The organism is Brakhagea slesvicensis (genome assembly GCF_052161625.1).
Classification (GTDB): Bacteria; Planctomycetota; Planctomycetia; order Pirellulales; family Pirellulaceae; genus JBKCUI01.
Genome location: NZ_CP197412.1, coordinates 4,240,346 through 4,257,826 on the forward strand (window position 1 = coordinate 4,240,346; position 17,481 = coordinate 4,257,826).

13 protein-coding genes are annotated in these 17,481 nt (G+C 53.9%); 9 read left to right on the top strand and 4 right to left on the bottom strand.

All coding sequences use genetic code 11. From position 1 onward, the window contains the following. Nucleotides 1–501: 501 nt before the first annotated feature. From SH467x_RS16085 to SH467x_RS16100, 4 genes are all read left to right on the top strand, one after another. Nucleotides 502–1,248, top strand: a complete 747-nt coding sequence (locus SH467x_RS16085; protein WP_482368124.1) for a gamma-glutamyl-gamma-aminobutyrate hydrolase family protein — start codon at nucleotides 502–504, stop codon at nucleotides 1,246–1,248. A gap of 320 nt (nucleotides 1,249–1,568) precedes the next feature. Next, nucleotides 1,569–2,384, top strand: coding sequence for an SGNH/GDSL hydrolase family protein (locus SH467x_RS16090; RefSeq protein ID WP_482368125.1), 816 nt, complete (start codon nucleotides 1,569–1,571; stop codon nucleotides 2,382–2,384). 30 nt (nucleotides 2,385–2,414) lie between these two features. Next, a complete protein-coding gene (locus tag SH467x_RS16095; RefSeq protein ID WP_482368126.1) occupies nucleotides 2,415–3,212 on the top strand; it encodes a TIM barrel protein in 798 nt (265 codons plus the stop codon). A gap of 71 nt (nucleotides 3,213–3,283) precedes the next feature. After that, the gene (locus SH467x_RS16100) at nucleotides 3,284–5,467 is read left to right on the top strand and encodes a Tex family protein (protein ID WP_482368127.1); all 2,184 of its coding nucleotides are present in this window, start codon (nucleotides 3,284–3,286) and stop codon (nucleotides 5,465–5,467) included. An 18-nt stretch (nucleotides 5,468–5,485) separates the two neighbouring features. On the opposite strand, the gene SH467x_RS16105 is transcribed toward SH467x_RS16100, so the two are convergent. Beyond that, complete coding sequence (locus SH467x_RS16105) at nucleotides 5,486–6,319, bottom strand: GNAT family N-acetyltransferase (protein WP_482368128.1); 834 nt, start codon at nucleotides 6,317–6,319, stop codon at nucleotides 5,486–5,488. 88 nt (nucleotides 6,320–6,407) lie between these two features. On the opposite strand from SH467x_RS16105, the gene SH467x_RS16110 reads away from it, so the two are divergent. Next, nucleotides 6,408–7,454 carry an NAD-dependent epimerase/dehydratase family protein gene (locus SH467x_RS16110; protein WP_482368129.1) on the top strand — a complete coding sequence of 349 codons (1,047 nt, stop codon included), beginning with the start codon at nucleotides 6,408–6,410 and terminating at the stop codon, nucleotides 7,452–7,454. Beyond that, entirely contained in the window at nucleotides 7,441–8,520 is a 1,080-nt protein-coding gene (locus SH467x_RS16115) for a dihydrodipicolinate synthase family protein (RefSeq protein ID WP_482368130.1), read from the top strand. Before SH467x_RS16110 ends, SH467x_RS16115 begins: the two co-directional genes overlap by 14 nt. A 145-nt stretch (nucleotides 8,521–8,665) precedes the next feature. Here SH467x_RS16115 and SH467x_RS16120 read toward each other — a convergent pair whose 3' ends face one another. Genes SH467x_RS16120 through SH467x_RS16130 form a run of 3 tightly spaced genes read right to left on the bottom strand, consistent with a single transcriptional unit; the run spans nucleotide 8,666 to nucleotide 13,105 of the window. After that, nucleotides 8,666–9,742 (bottom strand): Gfo/Idh/MocA family protein, encoded by a 1,077-nt coding sequence (locus SH467x_RS16120; protein ID WP_482368131.1) that lies wholly within the window; start codon nucleotides 9,740–9,742, stop codon nucleotides 8,666–8,668. A gap of 1 nt (nucleotide 9,743) precedes the next feature. Beyond that, complete coding sequence (locus tag SH467x_RS16125; protein WP_482368132.1) at nucleotides 9,744–11,639, bottom strand: sigma-54 interaction domain-containing protein; 1,896 nt, start codon at nucleotides 11,637–11,639, stop codon at nucleotides 9,744–9,746. Between the two features lie 8 nt (nucleotides 11,640–11,647). Next, nucleotides 11,648–13,105 (bottom strand): MFS transporter, encoded by a 1,458-nt coding sequence (locus SH467x_RS16130; protein WP_482368133.1) that lies wholly within the window; start codon nucleotides 13,103–13,105, stop codon nucleotides 11,648–11,650. 172 nt (nucleotides 13,106–13,277) lie between these two features. Between SH467x_RS16130 and SH467x_RS16135 the strand changes: the two genes are divergently transcribed. The 3 genes from SH467x_RS16135 (at nucleotide 13,278) to SH467x_RS16145 (ending at nucleotide 17,440) form a co-directional block, all read left to right on the top strand. Continuing rightward, complete coding sequence (locus SH467x_RS16135; RefSeq protein WP_482368134.1) at nucleotides 13,278–14,267, top strand: NAD-dependent epimerase/dehydratase family protein; 990 nt, start codon at nucleotides 13,278–13,280, stop codon at nucleotides 14,265–14,267. Between the two features lie 163 nt (nucleotides 14,268–14,430). After that, nucleotides 14,431–15,396: a DUF808 domain-containing protein gene (locus SH467x_RS16140; RefSeq protein WP_482368135.1), complete on the top strand. Its 966-nt coding sequence runs from the start codon at nucleotides 14,431–14,433 to the stop codon at nucleotides 15,394–15,396. A gap of 46 nt (nucleotides 15,397–15,442) precedes the next feature. Beyond that, nucleotides 15,443–17,440 (top strand): hypothetical protein, encoded by a 1,998-nt coding sequence (locus SH467x_RS16145; RefSeq protein ID WP_482368136.1) that lies wholly within the window; start codon nucleotides 15,443–15,445, stop codon nucleotides 17,438–17,440. Nucleotides 17,441–17,481 lie beyond the last annotated feature (41 nt).

Here is a 17,481-nt window from a genome sequence, read left to right on the forward strand (position 1 = left end):
GTTTCTAGGCAGATCACTTGGCCGAATGCGAACATCACCGATCGGAATCCCCTGCTGCGAGCTTGTTTCGTGAACTGCGATTCTGAGAGAGGATTGCGCCCGTTTTGCTAGCTCAGAATCTCGTGCTAGCATTTGATAGGGGGACTAAATATTGTGGGGCGTTTGCAATTGAGAAAATCTAACTTAACCTTCTGACCACTCAAACGTTACTCGAGCGACGCCCACTGAGACTCGAATGAGTTGTGTAACACCTTTTCCCGTCTTATCGATTTGAGCTTTAAGGAAGCCGTCAAAACAACTTCGGGGGAATGGCTTGTCATGCACCAGTGGTACATACAGGGTCGTTTCTCTGCCGACTTGATCACCAGGATGGATTCTTGGTTCCTTTCCTCAAGCCATCAAACCGTTTGTTAGCCATCGTTCCTTTGCACTCCCGCGCAACGCGATAGCTGGCGACCCAGATTCTTGTTATTCATTTTTTGTTAGGAGGATCCTATTAGAATGAAGCGACCATTGATCGGATTGAATTGTGATTTTCGCGGTGCCAACCAAGGCACTCCTGCCTACTGCTACCTGGCTGCTGGCTATTTCGATGCCATCGCCAACGCGGGGGGGATTCCTGTATTGGTACCCCCGATGTCGGACCACGAAAGTATGTGCCGAATCCTCGATACGCTCGATGGTTTTGTCTTGGTCGGCGGAGCCGATTTAGACCCTCGCAACGATGGATACATGCTCCATAGTTCGGTCAGACCGATGGAATCGCGACGGGAGGAGTTTGACCGCCGGCTCGCTCAAGAAGTATCGAATCGTCGAATGAGTTTGATGGCCATCGGAGTTGGGCTTCAATTGATTAATATCATCGAGGGTGGAAATCTCTTCTATCATATTCCGATCGATGTTCCGCATGCGATTCCCCACCGCGATCCTCACGATCCCAATCACCGTCACTCGTTGATCGTAGAATCCGATTCCATCCTCGGACGGGTTTATGGTGAAGGTGAAATTCGCGTCACCAGCCGTCACCACATGGCGATCGATCGTCTCGCCGATGCTTTCAAGGTCACCGCGCGCTGCCAGGACGGCATCATCGAAGGCATCGAAAGCGCATCGGACGACTGGTTCGTTGTCGGATGCCAATTCCATCCAGAATCCCCAGCCGCTAGCGCTTTGGATATTCGCATTTTTGAAGAGTTTGTGGAGGGGGTTGTGCGATACGCCAGCCAACCGATGCTGGCTGCTGCATAAAGGCCCTATCAGGAGCGTGTCTTTGGGAGCATGGATGCCAACCCGGGACTGTTTTTATCGGAGACTCGCACGGCGGACGGATTCGGCCAGCGAGTCTCCTTTTCTCCCCACACAGTATTTGTCCAAAGAAGCCACGAAACGACCCGCATTGGATCGCGGGACCCTCGATTCCCGCAACGACGCTGACCCAGGCGTAGTGTGGTGTAGCGAAGGGGCGGGCATGGATGCCCTGTTTCGTTGTTTGCTCTGCTGCGCCGTCGAGATTCGCTATACTACCGGCCTCTCTAACCGGTCTTTCCCCATTCGGATCTCATTGCATCATGTCGACTTCCTCGCGAAGAATCGTATTTGCCAGCGTCGTCTCACTTACCCTCGTCTCCAGCTACTGCATGGCTTTTCCGACGTTGGCACAAGACTCTACCAACGTTCCGGCTTCCGCATCGGGTTCCTTGGACCTTCCCCCAACCGATGTAGGTCTCGAAGGGGCTGGACCCATCCGTCGATACGACTGGTTTCGAAATCTCTGGAAGCAACGCCGCTCGCAATGGATCAAACAAAAAGAACGAGATCAAGGATCGCTCGTGTTCTTTGGAGACTCGATCACCCAAGGTTGGGGGGAGAATTTCAAAGGTGAATTTGGAACGGCGAAGCTCGCAAATCGAGGCATATCAGGCGATACCACACGCGGTATGCTCCTGCGACTGAACGAAGATGTGTTGAGTTTGAACCCCAGTGGGATCGTCCTGCTAATGGGAACCAACGATCTGGAAGAAAAGGCAGAGCCCGAGACGATCGCGGACAACGTCGCTCTCATCATCCAAAAGATTCACCAACATAACCCCAACACTCCCGTTGTCTTGTGTTTGGTCTTTCCTGCATCGGAAAGCAAAGCGCGACCCGCCTCGAAGATCCGCGAAATAAACCGCTTGTTAGTCTCCCGGGTGAAGGACGACGAGAAAGTCAGTGTCGTCGATACTTGGTCCCTTTTCGCCAATGACAAAGGGGATGCAAAGCCTGAAGAGTTTCCTGACCTTCTCCACCCCAACGATATCGGATATCGCAAGTGGGCCCAAACGCTCCGTCCCGTGCTCGAAGCCAAAAAGCTGATCGCTCCGATTGCGGCTTCGAAAGAATAGTCCCTCCCTCAACGACATCGCGAACAACTTATGATTCAATCTGCCGTTACGCTTTCGCTCGTACCTGAAGCCTCGGGTGGCCCCTTTGTCTTTTGGCACGATGTCGATGAGGCGATCCGCACCGCTTGCGATCTTGGGTTTGATGCGATCGAGATCTTTCCACCCGATGCCGAGACAGTCCAAGCTTTGCACTTACCGACTCGTCTCTCCGGTTTAAAGGTGGCCGCCCTCGGAACGGGGGCTGGGTGGGTGAAGCACAAACTGCTGCTTTGCGATCCCGATGGGGCGCAACGCGGCAAAGCGATCGAGTTCGTCGCATCGATCATGCGCGTTGCAGCTTCGTTAGAAACCTCCGCCATCGTTGGGAGCATGCAAGGTCGTTCTAGCCTTGCGCTTCCCAAGTCAGAAGCGCGGAAATGGCTGCGAGATTCGTTGGAGCAATTGAACGAGCTCGCCTCCGGGATTGGTCGCCCCCTATTTTACGAACCCCTCAATCGTTATGAGACCGACCAAGCCACCACGTTGGCACAAGGGGCGGAACTCACTCGTGGGCTCGGTTCCACCATGTTGCTCGCGGATTGGTTTCATATGAATATCGAAGAAGCCGATATGGTCGCATCGATTCGGGATTGTGCCGGGAGCATAGGGCATGTCCATTTCGCCGATTCGAATCGGCAGGCGATCGGAAAAGGGCACTTAGACTGGCTCCCTTTGGTCCAAGCCCTCGAAGAAACCGGTTATAGCGGCTATCTCAGTGCCGAGGTCTTTTCCTTTCCCAACGCTCGCGATGCAGCACAGCAAACCATCGAGTCCTTTCAGCGAATTTAAGTTGCCGCATGCTGCGACGGTGCATTCAAGCCGTATCGCCAAGCTTGTTCGTGTATTCCAAACCAAACTCTATGTCTTCCCAAAACCTTGTTGAAGTTCTGTTCGATCTGAAAGCAATTTGCGCTGAAATCGCGAAGGCTATTGAGGTGCAATCGACTCAAGTCATCGCGGCCGTGGAATTGCTGGATGCAGGCAACACAATCCCATTCATCGCTCGCTACCGAAAGGAAGCGACGCGAGGTCTCGACGAGGTTGCCTTGCGATTCATTCAAGATTCACTTGAAAAGGCCCGAGAGCTCCATGCTCGCAAAGGTACGGTGCTCAAAACCATTTGCGAACTGGGGGCCCTTACGCCCGAATTGCAGAAACAGATCTTGGAGTGCCAAGATCTCTCTACGTTGGAAGCCATCTATGCTCCTTATAAACCCAAGCGTCGTACGCGAGCGACCCTGGCGAAAGAGCGTGGGCTCGAGCCATTAGCCGAGTTGTTGCTTCGACAAACCAACCTTGGAAAACCGCGTCTCGAAGTGCTGAAACCCTACGTACGAGTTGAGCTTGGGGTACCCGATGAGGAAGCTGCTTTAGCGGGAGCCTTAGACATCGTCGCCGAACAGTGGTCCGAGGATGCTGAAACACGCATTTGGATTACAGATTTAGCGATGAGACATGGGCGGATTGTCTCAAAAGTGAAACGTGGCAAGAAAGAGGCTGCTGAGAAATTTGAGCAGTACCTCGACTATAGTGAACTCGTTTCCAAGATCCCTTCGCACCGATTTCTTGCCATCCAGCGAGGCGAAGCAGAAGGTATTCTCAATGCAAGCTTAGACGTTGACCGCGATGAAATCGTTGCCCAAATGCGTTCGTACTTTTTAAGCAATCCGAGATTTGAATTCCATCGGGAACTCATTGCCACGGTGGAGGATTGCTTGGATCGATTGCTATTGCCTGTTACCGAATCGACGGTGATGCAAAAACTCAAAGAGCGTTCGGACGACGAAGCCATTCAAGTCTTCGCTAAAAACCTGCGCGAACTGCTGCTTGCCCCGCCCGCTGGTCCACGCGTGACGTTGGGAGTTGACCCTGGATTTCGTACGGGGTGCAAATTAGCTGTCGTCGATGGAACCGGAAAGTACATGGCGCATGCGACGATTTATCCAACTCCTCCGACCTCCGATACGGCTGGAGCGGAGAAGACCGTTCTCGGGCTTATACAGCGATACAACATCGAACTGATCGCCATAGGCAACGGGACCGCTTCACGCGAAACAGACTCATTCTTTGCAAATCTCATTCGATCGCATCAGCTTTCCATCACCAAAGCCATGGTGAGCGAATCGGGCGCTTCGATCTACTCCGCGAGCGAACTTGCGGGCCGTGAGTATCCGGATTTGGATGTGACCGTGCGAGGTGCCATCAGCATCGCCCATCGATTGCAGGATCCGCTCGCGGAACTAGTGAAAACGGATCCCAAGTCGATCGGGGTTGGGCAATACCAACACGACGTCAATCAATCCCTTCTAAAGAAGAGCTTGGAGCGGGAAGTGGAGTCATGCGTGAATCGAGTGGGGGTCGATCTCAACATGGCCAGTGTCTCGTTGTTGTCCTTCGTATCCGGGATAGGGCCTAAGCTGGCGGAAAATATCGTGCGATTTCGAGACGAAAAGGGGCGATTCGCCGATCGGAACCAGCTCCTAAAAGTCCCGAAGCTGGGTCCCAAAGCATTCGAACAGTCTGCGGGGTTTCTTCGCATTCGCGAAGGTTCTCAACCACTCGATAACTCGGCAGTGCATCCCGAGTGCTATCCACTGGTGGAGCGCATTGCAATGCATCTGCGTGTACCGATCGTCCAAATGGTCGGCATGCAAGGATTGGAGCAGAAAGTCCGTGCCAGCGACTTGGCCGACAGCCAATTCGGCGCGATGACGATCACCGATGTGATTCAAGAGCTTAGCAAGCCGGGGCGCGATCCTCGGCGTGAATTCAAAGCGGTCCATTTCTCGGACGAGGTGCAGTCGATGGACGACCTTAAGGAAGGAATGGTGCTGGAAGGCTTGATCACGAACGTGACCCACTTTGGAGCATTCGTCGACATTGGAGTCCATCAAGACGGTTTGATCCACATCTCGCAACTCTCGAATACGTTCGTGAAAGACCCTAACGAAATCGTCTCGGTGGGTGACTCGGTCAAGGTGAAGGTACTGGAAGTTGATATTCCGAGAAAGAGAATCTCGCTGACTCGCAAGTTTCAAGAGTAAGGGTGAGTCCACCTGCGACTAACCAAGGGCTGGATCGGCGAGGGCAACCATCGTAGCCCAATGAGGCTTGGGAGCCGATCCCATCGTCATGCGAAACAACGTTCGCACTGGCGAAAATCCATGGCGAGTCGCCAAATACACGGCATCGGTGTTCTGGGAAGGGATGTCCCAAAATAAATCGCGATCCGTCCGGGCCATCAGTTCGCTTACAATAGGTGCAGCAGATTGTTCGGTCGCTGAAATGGGACCTAGATAGTCCGCGATCCGTCCCGGCCGGCGCATGCCAAACGAACCGTCTGGGCAAGTGACCGTTTGGGAACTTTCGGCCAATCGGGTTAACAGTTCGCTTCGATTGGCGCCAAACGTGACTCGGTCTAGCGTGCGATGCTGGTCTGAAAGAACGTCCTGGGTTGAACTGCCCGATTCGTATGATACGGGAGAAGACCCACCGGTGTTTCCGGGGCGATGCCATCGATGGAATGCGAATTCGGTTCGGAAACCCAATTGATCGTACAACGTCTTTCCGATCGGTGTTGCATCCAATTGGATAGAGCGAATGGAACGCGAATGCAATTCCGCAATGGCGCGTTCCATCAAGAGCCTCCCGATTCCTCGCCGACGCAAGCGGTGGTCGACGAGCATCATCCCGATCCAAGCCAAATCGGTTTTATAGCAAATCGTGGTGACCGTTCCGACTACGACGCCATCCAGCCGGGCTGAGAAGCATCCGTGGGGATCGAGACGGACGACGCGATGCCAATCGGCAGGTAACTGATTCCATCCCGCTTGCTCCACGAGCCGCATTGCAGCTGGGACGTCATTCTCCGTGAAGAGTTCAATCGATAGGGACATAGCCTCAACTCCCCAAACCTAGACCGACGCAGAACGTTTATACTGGTGCAGCCACATCAGACTTTTTCCTCACCTGTACCTGGACATAATGGCAAACGAAGTACCTGATTTGATCGAGACCGAAGACCAACTCGACGCCATTCTAACAGAGCCAGACCCCGGTGTTCTCGAGTCGGTTCGAGAACTCGAATCACCCTTGGTCTTGGTAGGTGCCGGTGGCAAGATGGGACCCACCTTGGCTGTATTAGCCAAGCGTGCTGCGGAAACGTTAGGAAAAGACCTTCAAGTGATTGCTGCCAGTCGATTTCAGAATCCAGCGGCGCGCGCATGGTTGGAAGAGCAAGGTGTTGAGACGCGGTGCACGGACTTGCTTTGCCGCGATGAGGTCGCGAAGCTTCCAGACACGAGCAATCTTCTCTATCTGGTCGGAATGAAGTTCGGGACATCTGTCGACCCGGTTCCAACTTGGGTCACCAACACGATTGCACCCATGCACCTTTCGGAGCGTTATCGTGAGTGCAAAATCGTCGCGCTATCGACTGGAAATGTGTACCCCAACGTCCCTATTGCGACGGGAGGTTGTCGAGAAGACCACGCCCTAACGCCGATGGGGGAGTACGCCAACGCCGCCATCGCGCGCGAGCGGTTGTTTCAACATTATTCTCGCTTGGAATCTCAGGCTAATCCGACTGTGTTGTTGCGCCTCAATTACGCTCATGATTTGCGATACGGTGTGCTGACGGATATCGCGACCAAAGTTTGGAACGGCGAGCCGGTACCCCTCGATGTCGGCTATTTCAATGCGATCTGGCAGGGAGATGCAAACGCGATGTGTCTGCGAGCCTTTCGATGTTGCGAATCCCCATCGGTGGCGATCAATATGACCAGCCCCTCGATTTACTCGGTGCGCGTCGTCGCAGAGCAGTTTGGCAATCTCCTCGGACGAACTCCTTACTTCTCCGGTAAGGAGCAATCGCTCGCGCTGATCAGCAATACCGAACGGATGGTCGAGAAGCTTGGTCGACCTTCCGTTTCGATTGAAACCATGATGCGTTGGATCGGTCATTGGATTCAGACAGGGGGCCGTCTTCTGAACAAACCCACGCATTTCGAGAGTCGGGATGGAAAATATTGATACGCTGCGACGCCAGCTTTTGAAGGGGTTGGTCATACCGGCACACCCGTTGGCCTTGAAAAAAGACCGGTCGTTTGATGAGGCCAGCCAATCGCGATTGAGCCGTTACTACCTCGATTGCGGCGTGGGTGGATTGGCCGTTGGAGTCCACACAACCCAGTTTGCTATCCACGATCCGCGCGTTGGGCTTTTGGAACCTGTCTGGCGTCTCGCCGCCGAGATCGCCCGAGATAGTGGTCGTCGCGACACGGTTTTGGTGGCAGGGCTCTATGGCGATACCGAACAAGTCACCTCGGAAGCTAGCCTTGCAAAATCGATCGGATATGACGCCGGATTGTTATCCCTGGGGGTGATGAAGCATGCGTCGGAAAGGGAGCTTTTAGAGCATTGCCTAAGGGCCAGCGAAATCATTCCTCTCTTCGGTTTTTATTTGCAACCTGCCGTTGGAGGCAGAGTTCTTTCGTATCGATTTTGGCGTGAATTTTGCGAGTTACCCAACGTGGTTGCGATCAAGGTCGCACCATTCAATCGCTACCAAACCTTGGACGTTGTCCGTGCTTTGCACGATTCTCAACGGCAAGATGAAATCGCTCTCTACACCGGAAACGATGACTCCATTCTTGTCGACTTGTGTAGCGAGTACTTGCTCGGCGATGACGAAGGGAGCCGTCCTATTCGGTTTCAGGGTGGATTGCTAGGCCATTGGGCTTGTTGGACGCGCACGGCGGTAGAAATGCATCGACGCTGTCAGCGCGTGCTAACACTGTCTTCCGATGAGAGCGCCCTTGAGCTACGAGAGCTTCTGCGATTGGCTCATCAAGTGACCGACATGAATGCCGCTATCTTCGATGCAGCGAATCGATTTCATGGTTGCATTGCAGGGATTCATGAAGTCCTTTATCGACAGGGGTTGATCGAATCCAATTGTTGTCTCGATGATCGTGAATCGCTCAGTCCTGGTCAGGCCGAAGAAATCGAGCGAGTTCAGAAACTCTATCCGCACTTGATCGACGATGCGTATATCCGCGAATGGATGGCAGCTCAAGCGTCCCCGACTGAACGCTGATTGGTATTCATCATGCCTTGCTCCCTGCACGAAAAGATACGGGCGATGAAGTGCTGCGCATTCATCCGAGCACGCCTATCGGCTGACTGTTAAACGAAGAAAGCTACGGCGTCGCAGTGAGCCATGCGCTGCGAGCAGACAGACGTCAATTCAATAACCCGCTGGCCTTCAAGACAGTGCGTTGCACTGCCAAGTCGTGGTGGTAGCGATATTCAAAATCCTTTTCACCGCGAATCGCTTGTGCCATATCGCGAGCGTCATCGACGTAGCGCGTGTAGCGAGGGAGTTCAATGATTTGCTCCCCTTTACGATACTTCCCCTGGGGCCGATCTAGAGTGAGGCGTACTTTAGGGTTATCGAGAGGCTCGATGTGAAAGGTTCCTTGGGTACCGCATACGACGAGATGTCGACGATTTCCACCTTCGACTTCTAGGCAACTGGTTTTTACGGTTGCCGAGGCGGTTGGATATTCCAGGACCGCGAGCATGTTGTCTTGAAGAGAATCGGCGATGATTGAACTATGCTTGCTCGACACATATACCGATTTGGGTTCACCCAATATCCGTACTACCAAGTCGATAAGGTGACAACCGAGTTCAAACATCATGCCGCCGGGATAAACGGCTGGTATCTTTCGTTCGGCCTCGCTCATTTGTTTGCTCATCACCGCGTGAACTTCAAAGATATCCCCGAGCCAGCCTGCGTCTAGGAATTCCTGAAGCAACCGAATGGCGGGGTTATATCGATACATATAGCCCATTTGCACAATGCGTTTCTCGCGTCGAGCAATTTCTAATACTTGCTCGAGCTCTGAAAGCGAAGTTCCTGCTGGCTTATCGATGTGGACGTGGCATCCGGCATGCAAACAAGCGTCCGCGTGGCGAAGCAAATCGCGAATTTCCGACTCGATGAGGACGGCTTGAAGGCCTGGCTGGGAAAGTAGCTCCTCACGCGACATCCAGGTCAAACCACGATAGGGATCTTTGTCGGCTGCAGATCGGCGGAGCGATTCATTCTCTTCGACGATTCCAATCACTTCGTAGTCAGGTGATCGACGATAGACCGAGAGCTTTGAAGCATGGGCATGCGCCACTCCGATTTGTCCGATTCGAATCGGTTTATTCACGGGAGCGATCGACGCCAGCGATGTTATGGGCGACGCTGCAGTCAACGAGGTCCACGTGAGAGTGTTCGCGATCATTTGGCGACGCGAATCATTCATGTTATCCCCCTTCGGGTTGGTTCATTCCCAGCTGTTTCATTTTTCGATAGAGGTTGGACCTTTGAAGACCCATTCGCTCTGCCGCTTGGGTGACGTTGCGATGAGATGCTTTGATTTGCTCTTCGATATACCGGATCTGGAAGTCAGCAGTAGCGTCCGCGAGCGACTTGTGCAAATCGATATTTCCAGGCTCGGACGACTGCAGTGAACGAGGGGAGCGAACGAAATCGATTGCATCCTCATGCACAATGTCGTCAGTCGAAAGATAGGCAACCCGTTCGACGATGTTGCGGAGCTCGCGAACGTTTCCCGGCCAATCATGCGCGAGCAATCTCCGCTTCGCGTTCTCGCTCCACGACGGTTTCGGTCTCCCGATTTTCGCGCAAAACATGGCCATGAAAAAATCGGCCAGCTCGAGGATGTCCGAGCTTCGCTGTCGGAGTGGAGGAAGATTGATCGTGACCACCGTCAAACGGAAATACAGGTCTTCTCGAAATTTCTTTTGCCTAACCAAATCAACAAGGTTTTGATTGGTGGCCGCGATGACCCGTACATTGACGGGGATGGTGTTCGAACCGCCGACGCGGACGACAACCTTTTCTTCCAACACGCGCAGCAGTTTGGCTTGGCCGGCCATGCTCATGTCGCCGATTTCATCGAGGAAGAGGGTTCCACCGGAGGCCAATTCAAACTTTCCAGTTCTCGTTTCATGCGCGTCGGTGAACGCACCTTTTTCGTGTCCGAACAACTCGCTTTCGAGAAGCGTTTCGGTGATGGCTGCGCAATTGACTGCAATGAAAGGCTCGAAACGTCGTTTGCTTTGGTAATGGATTTGGCGGGATACCACTTCTTTACCGGTACCGTTCTCGCCGAGGATCAAGACCGCGAGGTCGGTATCGCCAACTCTCTCTATGGTCTTTTTCAAAGATTCCATTTCCGGCGAATTGCCGATCAATTGCACCTGCTGAACAGCATCTCGCGTTAGGCGGTCGCGTGTTTGAACCAGTCGCTGCATCTGCTGGGTATTGGCGAGTGCCCCCGATGCGTGTCGAGCAAGTTCCAGCAAATCGATTTCATCCTGATGGTCGAATCGACCATCGGCATGATTGATGACTTCAAAGACACCCATGGGTTTGCCCCGTTGGTCCACCAGCGGGACGGCGAGCAAGGAGTCCGTGCGATATCCGCTGCTGGTATCGACCCGGCGATCCACTTCGTCGCGAGGATCGGAGCGGTCCCATCGTCTCGGTTGGAGGCTTTTTAAAACCGCTCCTGCGACCCCTTTGTCGTCGGCAATACGAAGCGGTTTTCCTTCGATTCCGAGGGCTGGGTGCCCAACGAGTTCCCTCGCGGATTTGTCCCAAAGGAAGATGCTGGCTCGGTCGCATTTCAGCAATCGCGTTGCTGCTTGCGCGATGTCCTGAAGCAGTCGATCGAGATCTTGATGCGAGTGCCAATCGGCGGCGACGTTGAGGATCTGATTGAGCCGAATGACTTCGCGGGACTTTTGCTGTTGCCGATGCCAAATATCGATGGCGCGGGCGATCGCGCTGCTGTCGGATTCCACATGGGCGCGGTGTGGGGTAGACACCGGAGGGTGCAAACACAAAACGAGATCGCGATGGGTCTCGCTGTGGAGGGGGTAATACGACCAAATACCCGACTCTGCGGGTGAGCGGGAATCGAGCGCTTCACTGGCCAAATTCCAATCGGGGGGTTCTGGTGCCGAAAGTCCCAATTGCAGCGACTTCTTCCAAGCCCCCTTGGCCCCTTGCATTAGGACCAGAGATTTGGAGCCAAGGTGTGGAAGCCAAGCGGACAACGGAGCTTGGAGGAGCTGATCGATCGCTCGTGCCCCTTCCAAAGTTTGAAACAGATTCTCGACGAGAGAGCTCATAGACCGCTTTACGCTTCTTCCGCTTCAGGTCCTGGCTCAGGTAGGAAGAAGCTAAGCAGTGCTCCGACCAACGCGTACCCTCCCGCCACGCAGGCGCCAACGACGGCGATCTGTCCCGGATTCGGTGGTTTCGCTTCCGATAGGGTCAGCGTTAGGAACGCCGCGAAGGTCCCGATAATACGGCCACCGATGTTGGCTGCAAAACTCTCCCCTGTTCCTCGCAAATGGACCGGGAACACCAACGGAATGTAATTGCCCCAGAAGCTGAACTGCGCGACCGTCAGGAAGCCAGCGATAAAGATCCCCCAGCGAATCGTATCAAGCGATTCCTCTTGCAGACTCGTGGAAATCCACCAGAAGAAAACGGGGATAAAAATCAGAGCGGGCCAGCTGAACATTCGGAAGAGATCGCGGCGGGTGATCGCGAGGAGTGCGACGAGCGCGAATGCGACGCGGCCCAGGAGACCTCCCATCTCTTGCATGCTCGCGACTTCTGCCGCTGCACCATCATTGGCGGTACGAGCGATCGCTTTGATCTGCTGCTCCGTCAATTCCGGCTGCCCATCCTTCGCGGCATTCTCTTTCGCTTTTGCTACGGCTGCCTTGCCGACAGCCAAAATCTCCTTGTGGCCACCGACTGGGGCCTTCAGGATTTGCGGCAGCTGTTGGATCGCTCCGAAGGCGATTCCATACGAGGCCGCAAACATGAGAGTGGTCACAATGGTTGTCTTTGCCAATTGGGGGCTAAACAACTCCAAGATGTTGGGTCGTTTGAGTGTCCCGGCGTTCTTCTTGATTTGCCAAGCTGGAGACTCGGGCAGGAAGGGGCGAATGAAAATCAACGGAAGCGCAGGGATGACACCCGAAATCAGTGTGTACCGCCAAGCTTCGTGAACACCGTAAATGGCTGGTACCAATTGCCGTTGAGCAAGGTACGCACAAAGACCTGCAGAGACTGCGACCAAGATTCCCCCCAGGGACGAGAAGGCTTGGGTAAATCCAAGCACCTTTTCCCGTTGCTTTGGATCGCTGAAGAGTTCAGCCAGCCAAGCGACAGCGGCAACGAACTCCACGCAAACACCGACGAACACCAAGCATCGGCAAATGAGGAGCTGATAAAGATTGGTGGTAAAGCCAGCTGCCAACGCCGCGAATGCGTAGAGCAAAATACTGTACGTCAATACACGTCGACGTCCCCAGTAATCGGTCAAGTAACCGCCGAGCAAGCCGAAGATACCTCCTACGAAGGCTGGGACAAAAAACAGTGTCCGCGCCCATCGAATGTAGTCTTCAGAGCCTGGTGTCATTTTCCCTTGGGTTAACGAACCGATTGCCGAGTCCAAGATCAGCGGGAGCATCAGAAGCTCGTAGATGTCGAAAGCAAATCCGATGGAAGCCATAATACAGACGAGCCAAACAACGGTTTTGCTCATGGGGGCCGGCGTTTGATTCGCAGATGAACTCATAGACATGCTTTGGGGAGTCCTCGGTGGGTGGGAAAAATCGATCCTCGTGCAATGGCGGTACCGATCCAATTGCGTAATACTTTACACGGCTGGCCCTTCTTGCGAACCATACCGATCCCCTTTTTGCGCTTCGACTACCCATTTTTCCTACCTCAAGACCCTTTCTTTTACGATGAAGGTCCTCGTTACCGGCTACGGTGGTTTTTTGGGCAAGGCAATCTGCCGCCAGCTACTGGCAAATGGCTATCGGGTGCGAGGTTTAGCTCGCGGCCGATATCCCGAGATGGAAGCTCTCGGCGTGGAAGCCCACCAAGGCTCTGCGGCAGAACGTTCGGCTTGCGAAGTGGCTTGTCGCGATGTCGATGCGGTGATCCATACGGCTGCACTGGCGGGTGTGTGGGGGCCTGCTCGGGACTTTGTGGCCGCCAATATCGAGGCCACAGAAAACTTGCTCGCATGCTGCCAGCGGTTTCATGTTGGGAGTTTTGTGTTCACAAGTTCCCCGTCCGTCACCTTCGATGGTTCAGCGCAAAGTTATATCGACGAGTCGGTCCCTTATCCCACAAAGTGGCTTTGTCACTATCCTCGAACCAAAGCGATCGCAGAGCAAAAGGTGCTCGCGGCAGACTCCAGCCAATTGCGGACGTGTGCCCTACGCCCTCATTTGATCTGGGGCAAAGGAGATCCGCACCTCATCCCGCGCGTGATCGCACGCTGTCGTCAAGGTCGATTGCTTCGGGTAGGAGACGGAACGAATCTTATCGATACGGTTCATGTCGATGCGGCAGCTGCTGCACACTTGGGAGCTTTGCAGCGTTTGAAGGACAAAGATTCCGCCGCTGCCGGTCGACCTTACTTCATCACCGATGGCGTTCCGCAGGAATGCTGGGCTTGGATCAGCACCATTCTTTCGTTCGCCAATCTGACTCCGCCGAAGAAACGCATATCGTTAAATTTGGCGTACTCGGTCGGCGCGGTACTTGAAGGAATCTACGCATCGATGCGCAAAACGGAAGAGCCACCCATGACTCGGTTTGTTGCGAAACAACTCGGCGTGGATCACTATTTTCGAATTCAAAATGCGATCGATCGTTTGGGATATCAGCCACCTGCGAACCGTGCGGAATTGGTTGCTGAGCTAGTCGGCTCCTTGGCCGGCTGATTATCTGGCATCGTAATTTCGAAGGAAATTGGCAGGGGCTGGTACGGCACCGCTCACGGTTTTTGCGAGGTCCCGCTAGACTGTGCATCTTGTTTTCCTAGTCGACTTATTCCTCTGTTGTAGGGTTCGCGGCCCATTCCTTCGCACTGAGAGAGAATTCAGCATGGCTTCCGGATTTTTTATGCTGCTAGATGACATTGCATCGGTTCTCGATGATGTCGCTACCTTGACCAAAGTCGCCGTGAAGAAGACGTCTGGTGTTCTGGGGGATGACTTGGCTCTCAACGCACAGCAAGTAACGGGTGTGCAAGCAAACCGAGAGCTGCCGATCGTATGGGCGGTTGCGAAGGGATCCGCCATCAATAAAGTCATCTTGGTTCCCGCAGCACTATTGCTCAGTATTTATTTGCCCAGTCTCATCGATCCCTTGATGATTCTAGGAGGGGGCTTTCTGTGCTACGAAGGTGTCGAGAAGCTTCTGCATAAATTCCTTCATTCGCATGAAGAGGTCGAATCGCATCAAAAATCGCACAAGGAGGCATTGGCGACTCCGGAGGTCGATATCGTTGCAGCAGAGAAGTCGAAGGTAGCTGGAGCGATCCGCACGGACTTTATTCTGTCTGCGGAAATCATTGTCATCTCGCTCGATGTCGTCACCGAATCCAGCTCCTTAGTGAAGTTCCTGGTTCTGAGCACCATCGGTGTTCTGATGACGATCGGTGTCTACGGCTTGGTGGCCGGAATCGTAAAACTAGATGATCTAGGGATTTATTGGAAGCGTTCTGCCCAACCTGGTCTGCGATCATTGGGGAACGGAATACTCTGGACCGCTCCGTATTTGATGAAGTTTCTGTCGGTCGCAGGGACGCTCGCGATGTTCCTCGTCGGGGGTGGGATTCTCGTGCACAAGATCCACTGGGTGCATCAGTTAGTCGAACACTTGGATCATGCCATGGAGAACCTCTCTGATTGGATTCGATCTCCTGTGCTCATCGTCGCAGAGGGGATCGTCGGCGTGATTGCGGGGGCATTGGTCGTCGCCGTGCTCGCGATTGGAAAGCGGGTTGTATTTGGAAAGCCGGCAAACACAGCCGCATCATCCTCGGCATCTTCGGATCACGGATCTTGACACTTCGCCGAACAAGGTGCCATCCCATCAACGCTTGTTGAACAACATGCTAAAGCTCTCCGACGCGTTTCATCGGACTTGGATGGTGCTGCTCCTATTCAGCTGGTTCCTGTACACCGGGATTGTTTTTCTTTTTCCATCGATTCCCGTTCAGAGCCTGCACGAAGAAGGCGTAGTGCTTTCTCGCCTTGATCATGCTTGGCTACTCTTCGCGCATCCCGAATGGATTTGGGAGCAATGGACTAGCGGACTCTCTCGAATCGATTTGTTGGACCGGATTCCAGCTGTTCTATGGTCTATCGCGTGCGCGGCCTTCTATACCGCTCTGGGGGCTTGGGGGTGCAAAAGGATCGGTTTAGACGCGATCGCAAACGAAAGCCGATTCGTTCGTGTTCTATTTCATTTTTTGGTGGGTTACTGCGGATTAGGAACGTGCATTTCGATCGCACGGTTCGTGCTTCCCGATCACCCGATTGTTGCCACGGTCCTCGCGATCGCCTTTGTTATGGCGACACCAGCGGTGGTGGCACGCTGGTGCAAACCCCTTGCCTGCTCCCAATCGGGAATCGTGCTGACGTCGGATCAGCAAGACTGGAGTTTGTTGTCATGGAAGCGTCGGCTCACGGGTTTGTTTTGCGTGGGGAGCGGGCTGTTGCTCTTCGTTCAATCGCTTGGAGCGTGGTTGCCGACACTCGACAAGGACGTGCGGCGCGATCGATGGAGCCAGCAATACTTCGTCCCATCCGAGAGCACCGCAGTCGACCAGAGCGTTCGAACGGAGCGAACTGGCTGGGTGGCGTTGGAAGATGTTGCAATGTTTTGGTTGAGCAGGAGCGAGTCGTCACGCTTGCAACGGATAGAGGAGGCGCAATCCCAGGAGCCGGCAGATTCGATTTCGATGCAGTCAGAGTTAAAGGGGATCATCAAGTTGCGATATCTGCCCGTGATCGCAGGCAAATGGCTCGCGACACTTGCGTTCGACTCAGCGGTCATCCTCGTTGCGATTCGCATCGCCTCGTTACAAGGATCGTTGGTGGCTTTTACGGCCCTCTTTTTCTTGATCGCGTTTCCAAGCTGGATGGAGTTGATTCGGCTGGGGCGTCCTGAAGTGATTTCGGGAGCGGCGTGTCTTGGGATCGTTTATGGTTGGCTCGATCCAGAAAGATTTGCACAGAGGCGAGTCTGCGCACGGGCTGCGATGGCCACCCTCTGTCTGAGCGGACCATTGGTGTGGGGGCTTTTTGATGCCCTGACGCTCCCTGTGGATTCTCAGTACTCGGTCGCAAGTGCCGCGCTGCGCTTCTTTGGATTTTCTTTTCTTTACTCCATCCCATGGGCAGCGACTTGTTTAATAGGAGGGGTGGGGCCACGCAAGTCTCTCGGTGCGATTCCATGGGGAGGAATTTCCGTCTTGGCGTTTTTGTTACTGGGAGGAATGTTTTCGCAACCGGATCGCGTTTGGATTCCGTTTACCGTCTTCCTGATTGCAACCTTCGCTGTGGGCGCACAATCGCTCTTGTCGATGCGAGGTGGATGGCTTTGGCTTTTGCTTTGGGGGGGGCTGGGAGTCGTTAGTTTTTTAAATGTATTGGTGCAACCGGGGTGGGATAATCGACTCCTAGGAAGTTTGGATTGTTTACTGTTTGAAGAAATCGATGTCGAGTCGCGGTCCCAGAACGAGGAGTCAGGGAGTCGAGGGTATTCTCGCGAGTTGCTGCGTCAGACGATCGCTGGCGACTTGCCCGTGGATGCGTGCATTTTGCTCATCGGACATTGGGATCGATTGGAGGTTCCCCAGCGAACCATCGTAGAACGGGTGCAGTCTGAGCGAATCGATCAATGGACTCGCGACTCGTTCCAGCGGAGTCGAATCACCCACATCGCCTTGATCGACTCCTCCGAGCAAGGCTTTGCGGAGTGGGATGATACGTTAGAGAGAGACTATCGGCTTCACCTGGAGGAACTCCAATTGCAAGGTGTGATTTCCAAGCTACCTGTGTCGGAACGGTCTCTTGACCTAACCCTTTTTCAAGTTAATCCGTAGGGATATCTCGAACTTTGGGAAGTCGCGATATAATGCCCAAG

Excerpts from the sequence above, each read along its gene's own strand:
- SH467x_RS16085 (WP_482368124.1), top strand. The coding sequence starts at position 502 with ATGAAGCGACCATTGATCGGATTGAATTGTGATTTTCGCGGTGCCAAC.
- SH467x_RS16090 (WP_482368125.1), top strand. The coding sequence starts at position 1,569 with ATGTCGACTTCCTCGCGAAGAATCGTATTTGCCAGCGTCGTCTCACTT.
- SH467x_RS16095 (WP_482368126.1), top strand. The coding sequence starts at position 2,415 with ATGATTCAATCTGCCGTTACGCTTTCGCTCGTACCTGAAGCCTCGGGT.
- SH467x_RS16100 (WP_482368127.1), top strand. The coding sequence starts at position 3,284 with ATGTCTTCCCAAAACCTTGTTGAAGTTCTGTTCGATCTGAAAGCAATT.
- SH467x_RS16105 (WP_482368128.1), bottom strand. The coding sequence starts at position 6,319 with ATGTCCCTATCGATTGAACTCTTCACGGAGAATGACGTCCCAGCTGCA.
- SH467x_RS16110 (WP_482368129.1), top strand. The coding sequence starts at position 6,408 with ATGGCAAACGAAGTACCTGATTTGATCGAGACCGAAGACCAACTCGAC.
- SH467x_RS16115 (WP_482368130.1), top strand. The coding sequence starts at position 7,441 with ATGGAAAATATTGATACGCTGCGACGCCAGCTTTTGAAGGGGTTGGTC.
- SH467x_RS16120 (WP_482368131.1), bottom strand. The coding sequence starts at position 9,742 with ATGAATGATTCGCGTCGCCAAATGATCGCGAACACTCTCACGTGGACC.
- SH467x_RS16125 (WP_482368132.1), bottom strand. The coding sequence starts at position 11,639 with ATGAGCTCTCTCGTCGAGAATCTGTTTCAAACTTTGGAAGGGGCACGA.
- SH467x_RS16130 (WP_482368133.1), bottom strand. The coding sequence starts at position 13,105 with ATGAGTTCATCTGCGAATCAAACGCCGGCCCCCATGAGCAAAACCGTT.
- SH467x_RS16135 (WP_482368134.1), top strand. The coding sequence starts at position 13,278 with ATGAAGGTCCTCGTTACCGGCTACGGTGGTTTTTTGGGCAAGGCAATC.
- SH467x_RS16140 (WP_482368135.1), top strand. The coding sequence starts at position 14,431 with ATGGCTTCCGGATTTTTTATGCTGCTAGATGACATTGCATCGGTTCTC.
- SH467x_RS16145 (WP_482368136.1), top strand. The coding sequence starts at position 15,443 with ATGCTAAAGCTCTCCGACGCGTTTCATCGGACTTGGATGGTGCTGCTC.